This window comes from Oryzihumus sp. (assembly GCF_054325275.1).
In genome coordinates this window covers 103,409-121,754 of the sequence record NZ_JBTCWL010000001.1, presented here as the reverse complement: position 1 = coordinate 121,754, position 18,346 = coordinate 103,409, and the positions used below count along the sequence as shown (strand labels likewise).

Below are 18,346 nucleotides of genomic sequence, written 5' to 3'. Positions count from 1 at the left end.
CAGCCCGTGCCGTCCGCGGGCGATCAGCAACAACACCACGGCGGCGCAGGCGAGCAGCTCCGGCCACTGACCGACCCGGTCGGCGAGGGTCAGGCCCGAGCGCACCGGCAGGACGCCGGCCAGCAGCGCCGCGGTGAACAGCGTGGTGCGCTGGTGCGCGACGCCATCGGGGGTGATCAGCGCGCTCACGCCGACCGTGGAGACGTGCACCACCGAGCGTCCGTGCTCGACCGCGCGCACCCGGGAGATGGCCAGCTGCTGCTCGGACTCGTCGGTGTAGCCGAACGTGGCGTTGTTGGTCTGCACCAGCAGCAGGTTGGCGCCATGGGTCACCGTGTCGCGCACGAGCCCGTCGTAGGCGACCTCGAAGCAGATCACCGGTCCGGCGGCCAGCGTCCCCGCCGTGCGGGAGGGCACCCGGAACACCGCGGGGGCGGGCCCGGGGGCCATGTCGCTGCGAACCAGGTCGACCTTGTCGTTGAGGTGGCGGAAGAAGGAGCGGTAGGGGATGTACTCCGCGAACGGCACCGGGTGCTGCTTGACGTAGCGCTGGGTCACCCCCTCGCCGGGACGGTAGAGCAGGCTGGCGTTGGAGATCCGGGGGCTCGGCTCCTCCAGCACCGCGCCGACGACCACCGGGGCGGCGATGTCGTCCACGGCGGCGTTGATCACCGCCGCGGCGTCCCCGTTGCGCAGCGGGTCGATGTCGCTGGAGTTCTCCGGCCACACGACCAGGTCCGGGCGCTCCTTGGCGCCGGCCCGGACGGACGCGGCCGCGGCGTGGGTGACGGTGGCGTGGTTGTCCAGCACCCTGCGGCGCTCGGCATTGAACTCCAGGCCCGCCCGGGGGACGTTGCCCTGCACCGCCATCACCGGGGCGCGGGGCCCGTCGACCGGGGTGGGCACCAGGGCCGGGGCCAGGGTCAGTGCCACGGCGCCCGCGAGCGCGGGCAGGGCGCCGAGCCACCCCGAGACGGGTATGCCGTGTCCCGGGCCCTCCCAGCGCAGCCGCGCGACCGCGACGGCCAGCAGCCCGCCGGCGAGCGCCGTCCCGAACGTCACCGCGGGAGCGCCGGCGAGGGCGGCCAGGTGCAGCAGCGGGGAGTCGGCCTGGCTGAAGGCCAGTCTCCCCCAAGGGAACCCGCCGAACGGGGTGGCCGAGCGCAGCGCCTCCTGGGCGACCCAGAGCAGGGCCACGACGACCGGGCGCACCGGTGCCCGACCGCTGAGGGTGCGCGGGCGCTGCAGGAGGCCGGCGGCGGCACCCAGCAGCGCGACGTACAGCGCCTCCAGGACGCTCAGGGCCACCCAGGGGACGGCGCCGACGTAGATGCCGGACCAGGACAGCAGCGGCAGGAAGCAGGCCAGCCCGGCGACCAGGCCGAACAGGGCGCCGCGGGCCGGGCCGGCCCCACGGGTCGCGAGCGCGAGCAGGGCCACGCCGACCGGCGTCAGCGGCCAGAGGTCATGGGAGGGGAAGGCGAGCCACAGGCCCAGGCCGGCGAACAGGGCGAGGGCGTAGCGGTGCACGCGGCACACGGTAGGCCACGGACCCGGGAGATACGGAAGGACCCGCGTTGCCGTTGGGACCAGCGCCGACCCGACAGGCTGCCGGAGCGGGCTGTTGTCTACTAAGCACGCGGGTCCTTCCGTCGTCCGCCTCCACCCCTCCGGGTGGGCACTGGGCGTACACAGCGCCGTGGGTCTGGAATGCGTGGCGGCTGCGCGCGCAAGCCGCCAGGGGCCCCGTCAGCTGTCTCCTACCCCGTCCCCCTGGTGATGCAGATCCGTGTCGGACAACCCCACGGAATCTACCCAGTCCTCGGGTGCTGTCAACCCCTTGTTCACCTGCGAAAACGCCTGTTGCCGCAGGTCGGCGCGGTGGGCGAATCCGCTGTGTTGAGAAGGAATTGGTGATGTCCCCGGCGTGTCGCGCGGGACACGCCGGGGACACTGCGCAGCGGTGCCTCAGCCGACGGGCGGGACGACCACGACGCCGCGCGCGGTCGTGGCCACGATCGGCTCGGCGAAGGCGTCCGCGGCGGACTCCCCCCGCTCCGGGTTGCCCCGGGCGACGACCCGCACGGCGAAGCTCATCTCCCGGCTGCGGGTGCCCACCCGCTCGAGCCGGGCCTCGATCTCGATGCAGTCGCCGGCGCGCAGCGGGGCGAGGAACTGCACGTCGCTGTAGGAGGCGAACAGGCCCTCGTCACCGTCGGTGCGGATGCACAGCTCCGTGGCGACGTCGCCGAACGCGGCCAGGGAGTAGGCCCCGTCGACGAGGTTGCCCGCGTAGTGGGCGTGGCTGTAGGGCACGTAGCGCCGGTGGGTGACCGTGGTGCCGACCTGCTCGGGCGTGGCGCGGGGGCTCATCGGGCGTGCTCCTTCTTCTCGGCCAGCATGTGCACGAGGTAGGACGCCACCTCGCCGGGCGTCGTGCCCTTGCCGAAGATGTGGTCGACGCCGAGCCTGCCGGCCGAGCCCTCCTCGAAGCGCGGGCCGCCGGCGACGAGCAGCGGCACCTTGCCGGCCGGGTAGGCCTCACGGAACGCCGCCGACATCGTCGTCGTGTTGTGGATGTGGGCGTCCTTCTGGGTGACCACCTGGCTGACGAGGACGGCGTCGGCCTTCTCCGCCTTCGCCCGGGCGACGAGGTCGGGCACGAGCACCTGGGCGCCGAGGTTCACGACCTTGATCTCCCGGTAGTACTCCAGGCCCTTCTCCCCTGCGAACCCCTTGATGTTGAGGATCGCGTCGATGCCCACGGTGTGGGCATCGGTGCCGATGCAGGCCCCGACCACGACCAGCTTGCGGCGCAGCCGGGACTTGATCGCGGCGTTGACCTCCTTGGCCGACAGCAGCGGGTACTCCCGCTCCACGACCTTGACCTCACGCAGGTCGACGAGGTGGTTGACGCTCCCGTAGACCACGAAGAACGTGAAGTCCGGGCCCATCGCCTTGGCGTGCACCAGGAGCGCCGGCTCGATGCCCATCTTCTTCGCCAGCTGCAGCGCCGCGCCCTCGGCCCGCTTGTCGTGCGGGATGGGCAGGGTGAAGGACACCTGCACCATGCCGTCGCCGGTGGTGTCGCCGTAGGGGCGGATCAGGTCAGGAGCCTGGGTATCGCGGGTGGTCGCCTCCGCGGGGGCGTTGCCGTTGCCGCTCACTGCCGTGCTCACTTGGCGGACTCCTTCTGCTCCAGCAGGGTGATCGCGGGGTTGTCGTAGCCGTCGGCGCGCTTGACGACGCCGTCGAGGCCCTTGCCGGCGTCGGCCGGGCGCTTCATCAGCCCGAACGTGCCGTCCGCGATGGCCGACAGCAGCGGCGGGTCGCCGGCCGCGTCGGAGTCGTGGACGATCTGCTCGAGCAGGTCGATCGCCTCGGAGAGGACCTGCCGAGCGCGGGTCTGGATGAAGCCGTCACGCGGCGGGTGGAAGTCCTCGGTCAGGCCGCCCGCGGCGTTCATGACGTAGCGGACGTTCTGCAGCGCCAGGTCACGGTCGGACAGGAACGGGGTGACCACGGCCTCGGTCATCATGCCGACCAGCAGGATGCCCTGGCCGGTCATCGCGCCGACGAGGTTGAAGAACCCGTCGAGCAGGTAGCCGCGGAAGACGTCGCCGGTCATGTGCTTGGTCGGCGGCATCCACTTCAGCGGTGCGTGGGGGAACAGCTGGCGGGCGAGCATGGCGTGGGCCAGCTCCATCCGGAAGCTGTCCGGCAGGTCGGGGTTGATCTCGAACGCGTGGCCCAGGCCGAGCTGCCAGTCCTGCAGCCCCGCCTCCTTGGCGAAGTACTCGTTGAGCAGCTGACTGACTGTGACGGTGTGCGCCGCCTCGACCGCGTCGGCGGTGGTCAGGTAGTTGTCCTCGCCGGTGTTGATGATGATCCCCGCCCGGGCGTGGATCTGGCGCGAGAACCGTTGGTCCACAAAGGTCCTGATCGGGTTGATGTCGCGGAAGAGGATGCCGTACATCGAGTCGTTGAGCATCATGTCGAGCCGCTCGAGGCCGGCCAGGGTGGCGATCTCGGGCATGCACAGACCGGAGGCGTAGTTGGTCAGCCGGATGTAGCGGCCCAGCTCCTTGCTCGTCTCGTCCAGGGCGGCCCGCATGAGCCGGAAGTTCTCCTGGGTGGCGTAGGTGCCGGCATACCCCTCTCGGGTGGCGCCCTCGGGCACGTAGTCCAGCAGCGACTGCCCGGTGGAGCGGATCACCGCGATGACGTCGGCGCCCTCGCGGGCGGCGGCCTGGGCCTGCGGGATGTCCTCGTAGATGTCGCCGGTGGCCACGATGAGGTAGATCCACGGCCGCTGCTTCGGGTCGCCGTGCCGCTTGATGAGCCGGTCGCGGGTGGCGCGGTTCCTGTCGATGCGGGTCATCCCCGGCTTGACCGTGCGCATCGCCAGGGATCGCGCGGCCGTGAGGTCGCGGCCCTCCGGCAGGCGGAACGACACCGAGCCGGCGGCGGCCTTCTGGGCCAGGGTCAGCAGGTCGGCGGCCTCGCCACGGCGCAGGGCGTCGAAGACTGGCGTGGTGACACCGTGCTCGAGTCCGACCTCGTCACGCACCCGGGAGACCAGGTGGTTGACCCACGGGACGCGTTCGTGGTCGGCGCCGGCCAGGCCGGCCAGGCGCAGCACCGCGCGCTCGACGGAGACCGTCGTGTGCGTCCGGGCCATCTTGACGACCGGCGCGCCGGCCTTGCGGGCCAGGGACCTGGCCTTGCGGACGACGGTCGGGTCGAGCTCGAGCTTGGCGGGTTGGCTCATGTGAGAGCACCTTCACGGTCGAAGACGGTGCGGCCGCGGATGACGGTCCGCAGGTTCACGGGCAGGTCGGCACCGGGGCTCAGGTCGGGCAGGCCAGGTGTCCCGGAGCGGGGGTCGGTGCTCCACGTCTGGATCCGGTCGTCCGGCGCCTGGACGACGAGGTCACCCACGGACCAGATCGCAAAGGAGGCAGGCTGGCCCAGGTCGAGGTAGCCCCGGTCGTCGATGCCCCCGGCGCGCCAGCCGCCGCGGGTGTGCGCCAGGAACGCCGAACGGGCGGAGATGCGCTGCTCGGGGTTGTGGTGGTTGACGCAGGCGCGGATCGCCTGCCACGGCGCGAACGGCGTGACCGGGGTGTCCGAGCCCAGCGCCAGGGACATCCCTGCGGCGGCCATCGAGGCGACCGGGTTCATGGCCAGGGCGCGCTCGGCACCCAGCCGCGCGGCATACATGCCGGCCTCGCCGCCCCAGGCGGCGTCGAAGGCGGGCTGGACGCTGGCGTGGACGCCGAGGTCGACCAGGGCGGCGATGGCGTCCGCGTCGGGCATCTCCAGGTGCTCCAGCCGATGGCGGGCGCGGCGCACCACGTCGGCGCCGACCTGCTCGGCGGCGGCGCGCAGCCCCGCCACGACCGTCTCGACGGCGGCGTCGCCGATGACGTGGAAGCCGGCCTGGACGCCGGCGAGGCTGCAGGCGCTCACGTGGTCGCGCACCTGCTCGACGCTGAGGTAGGCGCAGCCGTGGGTGTCCTCGTCGGCGTAGGGCCGGCGCACGCGGGCGGTGCGCGACCCGACCGAGCCGTCGGCGCACAGGTCACCGGCCAGGCCGCGGGCACCGTGCCGGGCGACCAGGTCACGCGCCGCCTGCTCGTCCTCGACCAGCTCGCCCCAGTAGGCCATCACCTGCGGGCCGTCGCCGCGGTCCCCGGCAGCGATGACGGTGGCCAGGTCCTCGGCGCTGCTCAGGTGCGGTGCGCCGTGCTCGTGGACCAGCCCGATGCCGGCCTGCGCGGCGGCCTTCAGGGCCAGGTCGACGTGGCGGCTGCGGTCGGCCGGGGTGATGCCGGCGTGGAACGCCTCCCGGGCCAGGTGGTGCGCCTCGCGCAGGACCAGGCCGCTCTCGTGCCACCCGTCGCGGCCGCGAGCGCCGCTGGCCGCGGCCAGGGCCGAGGAGACCACCGCGGAGTGGGCGTCGATGCGCGGCATGTAGACCACGCCGCCATAGGAGGCCCGGTCCAGCTCGGCGCTGGTGGCGGCGCGCCCCTCGGGCCAGGCCCGCTCGTCCCAGGAGTGGGCGTAGACGGGGCGCCCCTGGCGGGCGCGGGCGGCGGTCTCGATGCGGGACAGCGCCTCGGCCAGGGACAGTGAGTCGGACAGGTCGACGCCCTCCAGCGACAGGCCGGTCATCGACGTGTGCACGTGGGCGTCGACAAAGGTCGGGGTGACCAGGGCGCCGTCGAGGTCGACCACCTCGTCGACGGCGTCGGCGTGGCCGGCGGCCGCCTCCTCACCGCCGATCCACGCGATCTCGTGGCCGGTGACGACCATGGCGGTGGCGAACGGGTCGACGGGGCTGTAGACGAAGCCCCCACGGTAGAGAGTGCTCACGGGGTCACAGTCTGCTCGTGCGCCAGGCGTCCCTCGAACAGGGCCCGCACCGCGGCGTTGCCGCGCAGCAGCGACAGGGCGTAGTCGGCGTGCCCGGGGACGTAGCCGTTGCCGACCAGCATCCGCACGTCGGCGGCGAGGCCCTCGGCGCCGAGCGCCGCGGCGGCGAAGTTGGTGGCCATGGAGAAGAAGATGACCGTGCCGCCCTGGGCGGTCGACAGGATCGCCGGCTGCTCGCAGCCGGGCACGTCGACACAGACCACGGTGATGTCGGCGGGCCCCCCGGCGGCCTCGACCGCGCCGGACAGGCCCAGCGGCGAGCGCGCGTCGGCGATGACCACCTCGTCGGCCAGCCCGGTGCCGCGCAACAGGTCGGCCTCGGCCTCGAACGGCACGACCGCGACCCGGCGGCCGGCCCCGGCGTCGGCGGCAGCGGCCAGGGACAGCGAGCCGGACTTGCCGGCGCCGCCCAGGACGAGGACCGAGGGGATCTGCCCCCGGTCGGTGTACTCGCGCACCACCCGGGCGACCAGCGCCGGCGCCCCGCACACGTCCATGACCATCAGGGCCAGCTCGGGATCGAGGTCGGCGGGCAGCTTGGCCGCGATGGAGCGGCCGAACAGGATGGCGTGGCCCTCGGCCGGGACCCGCTCGGAGCGGCCGTCCCAGCGGGCAAGCCCGTCGGTGAGGGCCAGCGGGGTGAGCGAGAGGGACACCAGGGTGGCCACCTGGTCGCCGGGGACGAGACCGAGCGGGCTGTCCGGGCCGACCTCCTCGACAGTGCCGATGAGCATGCCCCCGGAGCCGGTGACGGGGTTCTGCATCTTGCCCCGGGTGGCGACGATGTCGAGGACCGCGGCCCGCACCGCCTCGCCGTCGACCTCCCCGGCCGGCGTGCGGTGGGCCTCGGCGAGCTGACGGTAGGAGGCGGCGTCGAGGTTGAGCGTCTCGACGGCGATGCGCACCTCGTCGGGCCAGACCTGCGGCGTGGCATCGAGGCGCTGGGCCGCCTGCGGCAGGGTGATCCGCTCCCCCGCCGGCTCCAGCACCCGGTGCAGGCCGACCGGCGAGCTCGGGGTGGTGCGCACGTCGTTCACAGCGGTTCCTCCATCAGCGGCGTCGGGAAACAGATCTTGCGGTGAGTCTTGCAGTTCACCGCAAGTTCTCCCGTATCCTGCCAGTCATGAGCGCGAAGATCGAGCAGCCCTACGCCTACCGCCGTCGTGAGCTGGTGGAGCCCGACTGGACCCGCCTGCCCGGCTGGAAGGACGTCACGGCCGCCGAGTGGGCCAGCGCCCAGTGGCAGCGCGCGCACTGCGTGAAGAACATCAAGCAGCTGCGCGAGCTCATGGGCGACCTGCTCACGGAGGCGTTCTACCTCGACCTCGAGCGTGACCAGGCCGAGCGCGCGACCATGTCGATGCTCGTGCCGCCGCAGATGATGAACACGATGGTCCCCTCGACCGACGGCCCCATGCCGGCGGCAGGCGCCGAGTTCACCGCCGCGTTCTACGCCGACCCGGTCCGGCGCTACATGCTCCCGGTGTTCAGCGACCGGCGCACCGACTGGCCCTCGCACCCCTACTCCTCGCGCGACTCCCTGCACGAGCACGACATGTGGGTGGCCGAGGGGCTGACCCACCGCTACCCGACCAAGGTGCTCGCCGAGCTGCTGCCGACCTGCCCGCAGTACTGCGGGCACTGCACGCGCATGGACCTCGTCGGCAACTCCACGCCGACCGTGGCCAAGCTGAAGTTCGACCTCAAGCCGGTCGACCGCTACGCCGCGATGCTGGCCTACCTGGGCAACACGCCCTCGGTTCGCGACGTGGTCGTCTCCGGTGGCGACGTGGCCAACATGCCGTGGAAGAACCTCGAGTCCTTCCTGGACCGGCTGTTGGAGATCGACAACATCCGCGACATCCGCCTGGCGACCAAGGCGCTCATGGGCCTGCCGCAGCACTGGCTGGCCGACGACGTCGTCGAGGGCGTGGGCCGGGTGGCCCGCAAGGCGCGTGAGCGCGGGGTGTCCCTGGCGATCCACACCCACGTCAACACCGCCCAGTCCGTCACCCCGGCGGTCGCCGCGGCGACGAAGGCGATGCTCGACGCCGGGGTGCGCGACGTGCGCAACCAGGGCGTGCTCATGCGGGGCGTCAACGACAGCACCGAGGCGCTGCTGGACCTGTGCTTCGCCCTGCTCGACGGCGCCTCGATCACGCCGTACTACTTCTACATGTGCGACATGATCCCGTTCAGCGAGCACTGGCGGATGTCGCTGGCCGAGGCCCAGCACCTGCAGCACTCCATGATGGGCTACCTGCCCGGCTTCGCCACCCCGCGCATCGTGTGCGACGTGCCGTTCGTCGGCAAGCGCTGGGTGCACCAGGTCGACTCCTACGACACCGAGCGCGGCATGTCGTACTGGCGCAAGAACTACCGCACCTCGATCGAGGGCGCGGACACCGAGGCGCTCTCGCGCGAGTTCGTCTACTACGACCCGATCTACACCCTGCCCGAGGCCGGCCAGCAGTGGTGGGCCCAGCACGGCGGGCACGAGGAGGCCCACGCGGCCGCCGTCGAGCAGGCCCGTGCCTCCCGCGAGGCCGCCGAGGCCCAGGCCCTCGACCCGGTGCCCAGCCACTCCGTCCACGCCTGAGCCCCCCGCGCGGGCCTACCCGCGCCCACCCAGGTATGCCGTGCCCCTCACCGTGAGGGGCACGGCATACCCGTTCCCGTGGGCCGGTGACGTCCTACGGTGGAGCTGGTGCGGGCCACCGGGGCCGGCGGGGAGGACACAAATGGACCTGAGCAAGTGTGCCGTGGCGACGCAGGTCGCCGTCTCGGACGAGCGGCGGGCGGTCGCCTTCTACGAGGGCGTCCTGGGGCTGACGCGCGGACCGGGCGCGCACGAGGGTAGCTGGGCCTACCCGTGCGGGGCCGGGACAGTGCTTCACGTGTACGTGGCGCCGGCCCACGCGGGCACGGCCACGGGCACGGTGGCGCGCTTCGACGTCGAGGACGTCGCCCGGGCCGTGGAGGAGCTCTCCGCCCGAGGGGTGACCTTCGAGCGGTACGACGTGCCCGTGGCGACCGACGAGCGCGGCATCCATGACTCCGGCTACGGCAAGGTCGCGTGGTTCACCGACCCCGACGGCAACACCTTTGCGCTCGAGCAGGTCTGAGGGTCGCCACTGCCCGGTCACCGCGCGTGGCTAGGGTCGGGCGCATGGGCAAGGCGAAGCAGGGCAGCACCGGGACGCCGGCGACGGTCGCGCTGACCCGGGCCGGGGTGGCGTTCGAGGCGCGCAGCTACGAGCACGACCCGGCCGCACCCTCCTACGGCCTGGAGGCGGCGCAGGCGCTCGGCGTGCCGGCCGAGCGGGTTTTCAAGACCCTGCTGGTGCAGGGCGAGAGTGGCCTGGCCGTGGGGATCGTGCCCGTCGACCGGCAGCTCGACCTCAAGGCCGTCGCGGCGGCGCTGGGCGCCAAGAAGGTGGCCATGGCCGACCCGGCGGCCGCCGAGCGCAGCACCGGCTACGTCGTCGGCGGTATCAGCCCGATCGGCCAGAAGCGGGCGCTGCCCACGGTGCTGGACGACAGCGCCCTGGCCCACGTCACCGTGCTGGTCTCCGGTGGGCGGCGCGGGCTGGACCTCGAGCTCGCCCCGGCGGACCTGGTCACGGTGACAGGCGCGACAACCGCTCCGATCGCCCGCTAACCTCGTCCCATGACATCCGTGCGCCAGTCCTGGTGGGCCGCCTGAGGGCGGACCTGTCCGGCGCACGCGCACACACCACCAGGGCCGCCTCGACGAGGCGGCCCTGTCGTGTCCCCGGCCACCCGTCGACGCACCCACCTTCGACGAAAGGCCACGACCATGACCACCGTCTCCGGCATCACCCCCTCGGGGCGGCTCACGCTGGGCAACCACCTCGGTGCCTTGCGCCGCTTCGCCGACGACCCCGAGGGGTTCTACTTCGTCGCCGACCTGCACGCCATGACCATGCCCCACGACGGCCGCCTGCTGCGGGAGCTGACCCGGGAGACCGCCGTGCTCATGCTGGCGGCCGGGGTGCGGCCCGGGCGGGTGTTCCTCCAGTCCGATGTCCCGGCACACGCCCAGCTGGCCTACCTGCTGGAGTGCACGGCCAGCGTCGGCGAGCTGTCGCGGATGATCCAGTTCAAGGAGAAGAGCGCGCGCACCGGGGACCGGTCGGTCCGCGCCTCGCTGTTCACCTACCCGTGCCTGATGGCGGCGGACATCCTGCTGTACGGCGCGCGCACCGTGCCGGTCGGCGGCGACCAGGACCAGCACGTGGAGCTCACCCGCGACCTGGCCCTGCGGTTCAACCGGGAGCACGGCGAGGTGTTCGTCGTGCCCGAGCTGCACCGGGCGGCGCTCGCGGCCCGGGTCGCCGACCTGACGGACCCCACCCGCAAGATGAGCAAGTCCGCGCCCGATGCCGCCATGGGCGTGGTCCGCCTGCTCGACACCCCGGAGGTCGTCCGCCGCAAGGTGATGCGTGCGGTCACCGACATCGACGGCACGGTGCGGCACGACCCGGTGGCCAAGCCGGGCGTGAGCAACTTGCTGGAGCTGCTGGCCGCCTGCACGGGCGGGGAGCCGGCGGCGCTCGCGGCCGGCTACACCTCCTACGGCGCGCTCAAGGCCGACGTCGCCGACGCGGTCGTCGCCACCCTGGAGCCGGTGCAGCAGCGGTATGCCGCGCTGGTCGCCGACCCCGCCGCGGTGGGAGAGGCGCTGGACCTCGGGGCGCGCCGGGCGCGGGACCACGCCGAGCCCCGGCTCCACGCCGCGATGGCGGCCGTCGGGCTGGGCCACGTCGCCTGACCTGACCCCTTTGCGCACGTTGGTGCTGCTGGACGCACCGGAAGCCGGCCATCCAGCAGCACCAACCTGCGCAAAGGCACGTTGACGCGGTCCGGGGGCGGTCCTACCGTCGAAAGGTCGTCCTGACGGCGAACGGAGCACCCCATGAGCCTGCCGACCCCTCCCCCGCTGGCACCGGTGCCCGACACGCTGCCCGCGCACACGGCATACGGCGTGGACGGCCTGGCACACCACCACGGGCCGGGCTGCTTCTGGGACCTGGCCGAGTGCGGCTGGCACTGCGCGCCCGCGGCCGCGACGACGCCGCCGGCCCCGGACCCGGTCATCGACCCCGGCTGCCCCGACGTGGCCTGAGCCGGGTCAGCCCTGGCGCTCGGGCGGCACGGGGCGGCCCTCCCACGGCGTGGACAGCACGACCGTGGTGCGGGTGGAGACGTTGGCCGCCGCCCGGACCCGGGCCAGCAGGTCCTCCAGGTCGCCCGGCGAGCCGACCCGCGCCTTGAGGATGTAGCTCTCCACGCCGGCCACCGAATGGCACGCCTCGAGGTCGCCGAGCCCGGTGAGCCGATCCGGCACGTCGTCCGGGGCCGCGGGGTCCAACGGGGAGACGGAGATGAACGCGGTCAGCGGCAGGCCGAGCGCGTCGTGGTCGACGATGGCCCGGTAGCCGCGGATGACGCCCCGCTCCTCGAGCCGGCGCACCCGCTGGTGCACCGCCGAGGTCGACAGACCCGTCGCCCTGCCCAGGTCGGTGTAGCTCATCCGGCCATCGGCGGTCAGCAGCTCGATGATCTGTCGGTCCAGGTCCTCCACGCCGCAAGGGTACGGGCCCGCGGGGCGCGGTGGCGCCAGGTTGCCCGGGTGCGACGATGTGGCCCATGACCGAGCGACTCATGCTGCTGGACTCCGCGAGCCTGTACTTCCGGGCGTTCTACGGCGTGCCGGACCGGCGCCGCACCCCGCAGGAGCCGCCGACCAACGCCGTGCGCGGGTTCCTGGACATGATCGCCACGTTGGTCACCACGCACGCACCGACCCACCTGGTGGCCTGCTGGGACAACGACTGGCGCCCGGCGTTCCGGGTGGCGGCCATCCCGACGTACAAGACGCACCGGCTCGCCAGCGGCAGCGACGCCGTCGAGGACACGCCCGAGGACCTCGTGCCGCAGGTGCCGGTCATCCGGGACGCGTTGCAGGCGCTGGGGATCGCGCGGGTCGGCGCCGACGGCTACGAGGCCGACGACGTCATCGGCACGCTGACCCACCTGGCCGGGGGCCGGATGCCCGTCGACGTGGTCACCGGCGACCGCGACCTGTTCCAGCTCGTCGACGACGCCGCCGGTGTGCGGGTCCTCTACACGGCCCGTGGCGGGGTGCGCGACGCCGACGTGGTCACCCAGGACTTCCTCCGTGCGAAGTACGCCGTGGCGACCGGTGCGGCGTACGCCGACATGGCCACGCTGCGCGGGGACACCAGTGACGGGCTGCCCGGCGTGCAGGGCATCGGGGAGAAGACCGCGGCAACCCTCATCGCCCGGTACGGCGACCTGGCCGGCGTGCGCCGTGCCCTCGCCGAGGGTGACCCCCAGATCAAGGGCGCGCAGCGGACCCGCCTCGAGGCCGCCAGCGACTACCTCGACGCGGCGCCGACCGTGGTGCAGGTGGCCCGGGACGCGCCCGTCGGAGAGGTCGACGGCGTGCTGCCCGGCGCCGTCGCCGACCCGGTGCTGATGTCGCGGCTGGCTGCCGACTTCGGCTTGGCCGGCTCGTTCAACCGCGTGCTGGCCGCGTTCGGCATCGACGGCTGAGCGCCAGCAGGGCTCAGGCCGGCTCCCAGACGGCCTCGTCGTGGGCGAGGACGACGCGGCGCGGGTCGAGGTCGAGCAGCCGGGCCACCCACGGCGGCGTCGGCGCCAGGTCGTGCCGGCCGGTGTCCCGGGCCGCGCCGACCTGGCGGAAGGCGGTGGCCAGCTCGGAGGTGGTCTCGGTGGACTGCCCGGCCAGCACCACCGTGCCGTCGGCGCAGCGCAGCACCAGCGCCTGGTGGCCCTCGGTGTGCCCGGGTGTCGGCACCACGAGCACGCCCGGGGCGATCTCGCCCTCGCCGTCCAGCTCCTCGTAGCGGGCCCCGGCGAAGTCGACCAGCTCGGGGACCGTGTAGTCCCCCGCCCGGGCGGTGGCCAGCTCGTGCCCCTGCACGAACACGGGGCGCCCGGCCAGCGCCGGGTTGCCGCCGCAGTGGTCGAAGTGCAGGTGGCAGTTGACCACGAGGTCGACGTCCTCGACGCCCAGGCCGGCACCGGCCAGGGCCTGCGACAACGGGACGCGGGACGGGTCGTACCAGGCGTCGGTCTCGGCGTCGGCCGCCCCGATGCCGGTGTCGAAGAGGATGAGCCCCTCGGGGTGCCGCACGGCATACCCCAGGACCACCTCGACGCGCGGGTGCTCGGCGCCGGTCTCGGCGCGCGGCCGGGTGAAGGTGCCGTAGTGCACCCGGTGGATGTCGCTGACCCGCAACGCCACGGCGCCCTCCTCAGTCCAGCCGGTCCGCGGCCACCACGCCCCGCATGACGGCGTCGACGGCCTTGCGGGCCGTGGCCGACAGGGTCGGCTCCGGCGCCGCGTCGCCGATCTGGCCGAGCAGGTCCACGACCTGCTTGCACCGGCGCACGAAGTCGCCGGCGGCCATGTCGCTGTCGCGCAGTACCGCCTCCAGCCGCTGCCCGCTGGCCCAGCGGTGCATCATCCACGCCATGCCGGCGTCCGGGTCGCCGGTGGTCGGCAGGGTGTGCAGGCGCTCGCGGTCCTCCAGCTCGCTCCACAGCCGGACCATCACGTCGAACGCCTCGTGCACGTCCTCGTTCGGCATCCGCGGAGAGATCTCGCCCTCGTCACGGCGGGGCTCGTGCACCAGGGTCGAGACGACCGCAGCCAAACCGGCCGCGTCGAGGCGCTTCCAGACCCCGTGGCGCAGGCACTCGGCGGCCAGCAGGTCTTTCTCGGTGTAGAGCCGGCGCAAGTTCTCGCCCTGCGGGGAGACCGCTGTGCCGCCCTCGGTGAGGTAGCCCATCTCGGCGAGCAGGTCGCAGATCCGGTCAAAGGTGCGGGCCACGGAGTTGGTGCGGCCCTCGACCCTGCGCTGCAGCACGTCGGTCTCGCGGCGCAGCCGCCACCAGCGCTCGGCCCAGCGGGCGTGGTCCTCCCGCTCGGGGCACTGGTGGCAGGGGTGCGCCTTCATCCGGCGGCGCAGGTCCGCGATCCGCTCGTCCTCCGTGCCGGCGCTGCCACCCTTGCCGGTATGCCGTGCCGGCGGCGGGTCGTGCGGGACGGCGGTGCGCAGCGAGGCGGCGAGGTCCCGGCGGGACTTGGGGTTCTTGGCGTTGAAGCTGGCCGGGATCCGGACGTGCGTGACCGGCTCGACCGGCACCGGCACGTCGACGGCCGTCAGGCGCCGCACCTGCCGGTCGGCGGTGAGCACGGTCGGCGAGGCCGGGTCGTTCTTGCCGCCGCGGTTCGGCTGGATCACCACGGCGTAGCCGGAGCGGCGCCCGGCGGGGATGCGGATGACGTCGCCGGCGCGCAGCTTCTCCAGGCTGAGCACCGCCTCGGCCCGGCGGCTGGCCGAGCGCGCCCGCGCCGCCTCCTTCTCGACGTCGCGGATCTCGTTGCGGATCGCGGCGTACTCGCTGAAGTCCCCGAGGTGGCAGGTCATCGACTCCGCGTAGCCCTCGAGGGCCTCCTCGTTGCGGCGCAGGGTGCGGGCGAGGCCGACGACCGCCCGGTCGGCCTGGAACTGGGCGAAGGAGGTCTCCAGGATCTCCCGCGCCGTCTCGCGGCCGACCTGGGCGACGAGGTTGACCGCCATGTTGTAGGTCGGGCGGAAGCTGGAGCGCAGCGGGTAGGTGCGGGTGGAGGCCAGGCCCCCGACGGCCAGCGGGTCCAGCCCGCGGTTCCACAGGACGACGGCGTGGCCCTCGACGTCGATGCCGCGCCGGCCGGCCCGGCCGGTCAGCTGGGTGTACTCCGCCGGCGTGATGTCGGCGTGCACCTCGCCGTTGAACTTCACCAGGCGCTCGAGCACCACGGTGCGGGCCGGCATGTTGATGCCCAGCGCCAGGGTCTCGGTGGCGAACACCGCCCGGATCCGCCCGGCGGTGAACAGCTCCTCGACGATCTCGCGGAAGGTGGGCAGCATCCCGGCGTGGTGGGCGGCGAACCCGCGCGAGAGGCCCTCGACGAAGTCCCAGTAGCCCAGCACGGACAGGTCCTCGTCGGCCAGGGACTGGATCCGCTCCTCGACGGTGCGGCGGATCTTCTCGCCCTCGGACTCGGGGATGAGCCGGGTGCCCCACGCCAGCAGCTGGCTCACCGCGGCGTTGCAACCGACCCGGCTGAAGATGAACGTGATCGCCGGCAGCAGGCCCTCGCGGTCGAGCCGGTCGATGACCTCCGCGCGGCTCGGTCCGCCGCCGGGCCGGGTGCCGCGGGCCATCCCGGCCCCGCCGTGGCCACCACCTGGGCCGCGCCCACCGGATCCACCCCGGTAGCGCTCCTTGCCGCGGCGACCGCGCGGTCCGCCGTCGTCGTCCAGCCGGCCACGCCGCTCCGAGGCCCGGATCGCGTCGAGCAGCTCGGGGTTGACGTGGGTCGTCTCGACCCGCTCCCCCGGCGTCGCGGTCTCGTCGACGAACAGGTCGTACATCGACGGGCCGACCATCATGTGCTGCCACAGCGGCACCGGCCGGTGCTCCTCGACGATGACGGCGGTGTCGCCGCGCACCTCGCCCAGCCAGGCGCCGAACTCCTCGGCGTTGCTGACCGTCGCCGACAGCGAGACGACCTGGACGTCGTCGGGCAGGTGGATGATGACCTCCTCCCACACCGCCCCGCGGAAGCGGTCGGCGAGGTAGTGCACCTCGTCCATGACCACGTAGCCGAGACCGCGCAGGGTGTGCGACCGCGCATACATCATGTTGCGCAGCACCTCGGTGGTCATGACCACCACGGGCGCCTCGCCGTTGATCGAGGAGTCACCGGTGAGCAGCCCGACCTTGTCCGAGCCGTGGCGGCGCACGAGGTCGGCGTACTTCTGGTTCGACAGCGCCTTGATCGGCGTGGTGTAGAACGCCTTGCGCCCGGTGGCCAGCGCCAGGTGCACCGCGAACTCGCCGACGATCGTCTTGCCCGCGCCGGTGGGCGCTGCGACCAGGACCCCCTGGCCGGACTCGACCGCCCGGCAGGCCTGCACCTGGAAGTCGTCGAGGGGGAACTCGTGGAGCGAGGCGAACGCCTCGAGCTGGGGGTGCGCCACCCGGTCGGCCTCGGCCTTCCTGGCGGCGGAGTACCGCTGCGCGGGGGTGGACATGCCGCTCAGGCTACGTCAGGCCCGCGGCACCATGACGCGCAGCGCGCCGGGGACGGCCTCGGCGGTCAGCGGCAGCGGGGCGAAGCGCTCGCCGTCGGCGTAGCCCATGATCCCCTGCGCCTCGAGCCGGACCCGCCGCCCGCGCAGGATCTCCACCGCCGGGTGCCGCACGTGCGCGCCGGAGAACACGGTCGGGAAGACGCGCAGGAACGCGGGGATCGAGATCTTGTGCAGCACCAGCACATCGAGCTCGCCGTCGTCGAACTTCGCGTCCGGGCAGACCATCATGCCCCCGCCGTATGACGGGCCGTTGCCGACGGCGACGAGCATCGCCTCGGTGTCCTGCCGCACCCCGTCGACCTCGATGACGTAGGGAATCGGCTTGAACACCGGCAGCTCCCGGGCGATCGCCAGGTTGTAGCGCATCCGGCCTCGGGGCCAGTCCCAGCGGTTGGCCCGCTCGTTGACGAGGGAGTCGAAGCCGGCGCCCAGGACCCCGGCGAACCACCGTGGCTCGGCGAGGTCGTCGCCGACGCGGGCCGCGTCGATGCGACGGATCGAGCCGGCACCGATCACGTCGGCCGCGGCGGCGGGGTCGTGGACCGGCAGGCCGAGGCCGCGGGCGATGTCGTTGCCGGTGCCGGCGGCCACGATCCCCAATGCGGTGTCCGTGCCCGCGGTGAGGTTCACCCCCAGGTTGACGATGCCGTCGCCGCCGGTGACCGCCAGGACGTCCAGGCCCGAGGCGACGGCGGCCAGCGCACGGTCCCGCGCGGCCGCGGCGGTCTCGTCGGAGCAGTCGACCACCTCGTGGCCCTGCGCGACCAGGCGGGCAGCGACCTCGGCGCCGATCCGGGCACCCCGGCCCTTGCCGGAGGTGGGGTTGACGACCAGCCCGATCCGCTTGTGCACGCGCGCACGCTACAGGGAGCTGGCCTCGTCGTCGGCGACATGGGTCCACTCGGGCTCGTGCCGGGCCCGGCGCCGGTCGAGCAGCAGGGCGACGCCGTACGCGCCGAAGTACAGGCCCACCATCGGCATGGCCAGCGCGATCATCGTCCACGCGTCCGGGGTGGGCGTCATCATCGCGGCGAAGACGAAGATCAGCATGACCGCCGGGCGCCAGCCCTTGAGCATGACGTGGGCCGGCAGCACGTGCGCGACGTTGAGCGCCACGAGGAGCACCGGCAGCAGGAACGCCAGGCCGAAGGCCAGGATGAACCGGATGACGAACGTCAGGTAGTCCGAGGCGTTGGTGAGGTTGACCGCGCCGGTCGGGGTGAAGCCCAGCAGCACCTCGACTGCCTTGGGCAGCGCCCAGTGGGCCAGGTAGCAGCCGCCGAGGAACAGCGGCACCGCGGCGCAGATGAAGCCGACCGCCGTCCGCTTCTCGCGTCGGGTCAGGCCCGGGACGATGAACGCCCAGAGCTCGTAGAGCCACACCGGGCTGGCCAGCAGGACCCCGACGAACATCGAGACCTTGAGCTTGATCGAGAACGCCGAGGTGACCCCGCCGAAGTTGATCCCGACGAGGCTGCCGGCGCGCTGATGGCTGACCACGCGCAGCGGCTCGGTCAGCGTCGTCAGCAGCCAGTCGTACTGCAGCCAGCCGACGACACTGCCGAGCGCGACGGCGATCGCGGCGATGACGAGGCGTCGGCGCAGCTCACGCAGGTGGTCGCCGAGGGACATCCGCCCTTCGGGGTTGCGGCGTCGGCGCAGCAGGGCCATCGGGTGCGCGGGTGGGC

Annotated in this window: 17 protein-coding genes; 6 read left to right on the top strand and 11 right to left on the bottom strand. The window is 73.1% G+C overall.

Annotated features, from left to right (window positions below):
* The 6 genes from lnt to kdd form a co-directional block, all read right to left on the bottom strand.
* Positions 1-1,530, bottom strand: a 1,530-nt coding sequence (gene lnt / locus ACXVGS_RS00525) for an apolipoprotein N-acyltransferase (RefSeq protein ID WP_458536511.1), incomplete at its 3' end; no start/stop codon positions are given.
* Positions 1,531-1,968: 438 nt separating this feature from the next.
* Positions 1,969-2,373 (bottom strand): 3-aminobutyryl-CoA ammonia lyase, encoded by a 405-nt coding sequence (kal, locus tag ACXVGS_RS00520; RefSeq protein WP_458533476.1) that lies wholly within the window; start codon positions 2,371-2,373, stop codon positions 1,969-1,971.
* Entirely contained in the window at positions 2,370-3,179 is an 810-nt protein-coding gene (kamE, locus tag ACXVGS_RS00515; protein WP_458529843.1) for a lysine 5,6-aminomutase subunit beta, read from the bottom strand. Before kamE ends, kal begins: the two co-directional genes overlap by 4 nt.
* The gene (kamD, locus tag ACXVGS_RS00510; RefSeq protein WP_458533477.1) at positions 3,176-4,771 is read right to left on the bottom strand and encodes a lysine 5,6-aminomutase subunit alpha; all 1,596 of its coding nucleotides are present in this window, start codon (positions 4,769-4,771) and stop codon (positions 3,176-3,178) included. Before kamD ends, kamE begins: the two co-directional genes overlap by 4 nt.
* Positions 4,768-6,378 (bottom strand): amidohydrolase, encoded by a 1,611-nt coding sequence (locus ACXVGS_RS00505; RefSeq protein ID WP_458529845.1) that lies wholly within the window; start codon positions 6,376-6,378, stop codon positions 4,768-4,770. Before ACXVGS_RS00505 ends, kamD begins: the two co-directional genes overlap by 4 nt.
* Positions 6,375-7,475 (bottom strand): L-erythro-3,5-diaminohexanoate dehydrogenase, encoded by a 1,101-nt coding sequence (gene kdd, locus ACXVGS_RS00500; RefSeq protein ID WP_458529846.1) that lies wholly within the window; start codon positions 7,473-7,475, stop codon positions 6,375-6,377. Before kdd ends, ACXVGS_RS00505 begins: the two co-directional genes overlap by 4 nt.
* An 86-nt stretch (positions 7,476-7,561) precedes the next feature.
* Here kdd and ACXVGS_RS00495 point away from each other — a divergent pair, with 86 nt between their 5' ends.
* The 5 genes from ACXVGS_RS00495 (at position 7,562) to ACXVGS_RS00475 (ending at position 11,587) form a co-directional block, all read left to right on the top strand.
* Positions 7,562-9,037, top strand: a complete 1,476-nt coding sequence (locus ACXVGS_RS00495; RefSeq protein ID WP_458530006.1) for a KamA family radical SAM protein — start codon at positions 7,562-7,564, stop codon at positions 9,035-9,037.
* 142 nt (positions 9,038-9,179) lie between these two features.
* A complete protein-coding gene (locus tag ACXVGS_RS00490; RefSeq protein WP_458530007.1) occupies positions 9,180-9,563 on the top strand; it encodes a VOC family protein in 384 nt (127 codons plus the stop codon).
* 44 nt (positions 9,564-9,607) lie between these two features.
* A complete protein-coding gene (gene ybaK / locus ACXVGS_RS00485; protein ID WP_458530008.1) occupies positions 9,608-10,099 on the top strand; it encodes a Cys-tRNA(Pro) deacylase in 492 nt (163 codons plus the stop codon).
* 159 nt (positions 10,100-10,258) lie between these two features.
* Positions 10,259-11,233, top strand: coding sequence for a tryptophan--tRNA ligase (trpS, locus tag ACXVGS_RS00480; RefSeq protein WP_458530009.1), 975 nt, complete (start codon positions 10,259-10,261; stop codon positions 11,231-11,233).
* Between the two features lie 144 nt (positions 11,234-11,377).
* On the top strand, positions 11,378-11,587 hold the full coding sequence (locus tag ACXVGS_RS00475; RefSeq protein WP_458530010.1) for a hypothetical protein: 210 nt from the start codon (positions 11,378-11,380) through the stop codon (positions 11,585-11,587).
* A 6-nt stretch (positions 11,588-11,593) separates the two neighbouring features.
* Here the strand turns inward: ACXVGS_RS00475 and ACXVGS_RS00470 are convergent, their stop codons facing one another.
* Positions 11,594-12,046: an Lrp/AsnC family transcriptional regulator gene (locus tag ACXVGS_RS00470; protein ID WP_458534733.1), complete on the bottom strand. Its 453-nt coding sequence runs from the start codon at positions 12,044-12,046 to the stop codon at positions 11,594-11,596.
* Between the two features lie 65 nt (positions 12,047-12,111).
* Between ACXVGS_RS00470 and ACXVGS_RS00465 the strand changes: the two genes are divergently transcribed.
* Positions 12,112-13,041 carry a 5'-3' exonuclease gene (locus tag ACXVGS_RS00465; protein WP_458530012.1) on the top strand — a complete coding sequence of 310 codons (930 nt, stop codon included), beginning with the start codon at positions 12,112-12,114 and terminating at the stop codon, positions 13,039-13,041.
* 13 nt (positions 13,042-13,054) lie between these two features.
* On the opposite strand, the gene ACXVGS_RS00460 is transcribed toward ACXVGS_RS00465, so the two are convergent.
* The 4 genes from ACXVGS_RS00460 to tatC are packed head-to-tail and all read right to left on the bottom strand — an operon-like array spanning position 13,055 to position 18,329.
* Positions 13,055-13,756 carry an N-acyl homoserine lactonase family protein gene (locus ACXVGS_RS00460; RefSeq protein WP_458531482.1) on the bottom strand — a complete coding sequence of 234 codons (702 nt, stop codon included), beginning with the start codon at positions 13,754-13,756 and terminating at the stop codon, positions 13,055-13,057.
* Positions 13,757-13,766: 10 nt separating this feature from the next.
* Positions 13,767-16,598 carry a DEAD/DEAH box helicase gene (locus tag ACXVGS_RS00455; RefSeq protein WP_458536510.1) on the bottom strand — a complete coding sequence of 944 codons (2,832 nt, stop codon included), beginning with the start codon at positions 16,596-16,598 and terminating at the stop codon, positions 13,767-13,769.
* A 15-nt stretch (positions 16,599-16,613) separates the two neighbouring features.
* On the bottom strand, positions 16,614-17,510 hold the full coding sequence (locus ACXVGS_RS00450) for a diacylglycerol kinase (RefSeq protein ID WP_458536509.1): 897 nt from the start codon (positions 17,508-17,510) through the stop codon (positions 16,614-16,616).
* 9 nt (positions 17,511-17,519) lie between these two features.
* Complete coding sequence (gene tatC, locus ACXVGS_RS00445) at positions 17,520-18,329, bottom strand: twin-arginine translocase subunit TatC (RefSeq protein ID WP_458530016.1); 810 nt, start codon at positions 18,327-18,329, stop codon at positions 17,520-17,522.
* Between the last annotated feature and the right edge of the window lie 17 nt (positions 18,330-18,346).

Bases quoted from the DNA above. Each gene is read 5' to 3' on its own strand.
- kal (WP_458533476.1), bottom strand. From the start codon at position 2,373: ATGAGCCCCCGCGCCACGCCCGAGCAGGTCGGCACCACGGTCACCCAC.
- kamD (WP_458533477.1), bottom strand. From the start codon at position 4,771: ATGAGCCAACCCGCCAAGCTCGAGCTCGACCCGACCGTCGTCCGCAAG.
- ACXVGS_RS00495 (WP_458530006.1), top strand. From the start codon at position 7,562: ATGAGCGCGAAGATCGAGCAGCCCTACGCCTACCGCCGTCGTGAGCTG.
- ACXVGS_RS00490 (WP_458530007.1), top strand. From the start codon at position 9,180: ATGGACCTGAGCAAGTGTGCCGTGGCGACGCAGGTCGCCGTCTCGGAC.
- ybaK (WP_458530008.1), top strand. From the start codon at position 9,608: ATGGGCAAGGCGAAGCAGGGCAGCACCGGGACGCCGGCGACGGTCGCG.
- trpS (WP_458530009.1), top strand. From the start codon at position 10,259: ATGACCACCGTCTCCGGCATCACCCCCTCGGGGCGGCTCACGCTGGGC.
- ACXVGS_RS00475 (WP_458530010.1), top strand. From the start codon at position 11,378: ATGAGCCTGCCGACCCCTCCCCCGCTGGCACCGGTGCCCGACACGCTG.
- ACXVGS_RS00465 (WP_458530012.1), top strand. From the start codon at position 12,112: ATGACCGAGCGACTCATGCTGCTGGACTCCGCGAGCCTGTACTTCCGG.
- ACXVGS_RS00455 (WP_458536510.1), bottom strand. From the start codon at position 16,598: ATGTCCACCCCCGCGCAGCGGTACTCCGCCGCCAGGAAGGCCGAGGCC.
- tatC (WP_458530016.1), bottom strand. From the start codon at position 18,329: ATGGCCCTGCTGCGCCGACGCCGCAACCCCGAAGGGCGGATGTCCCTC.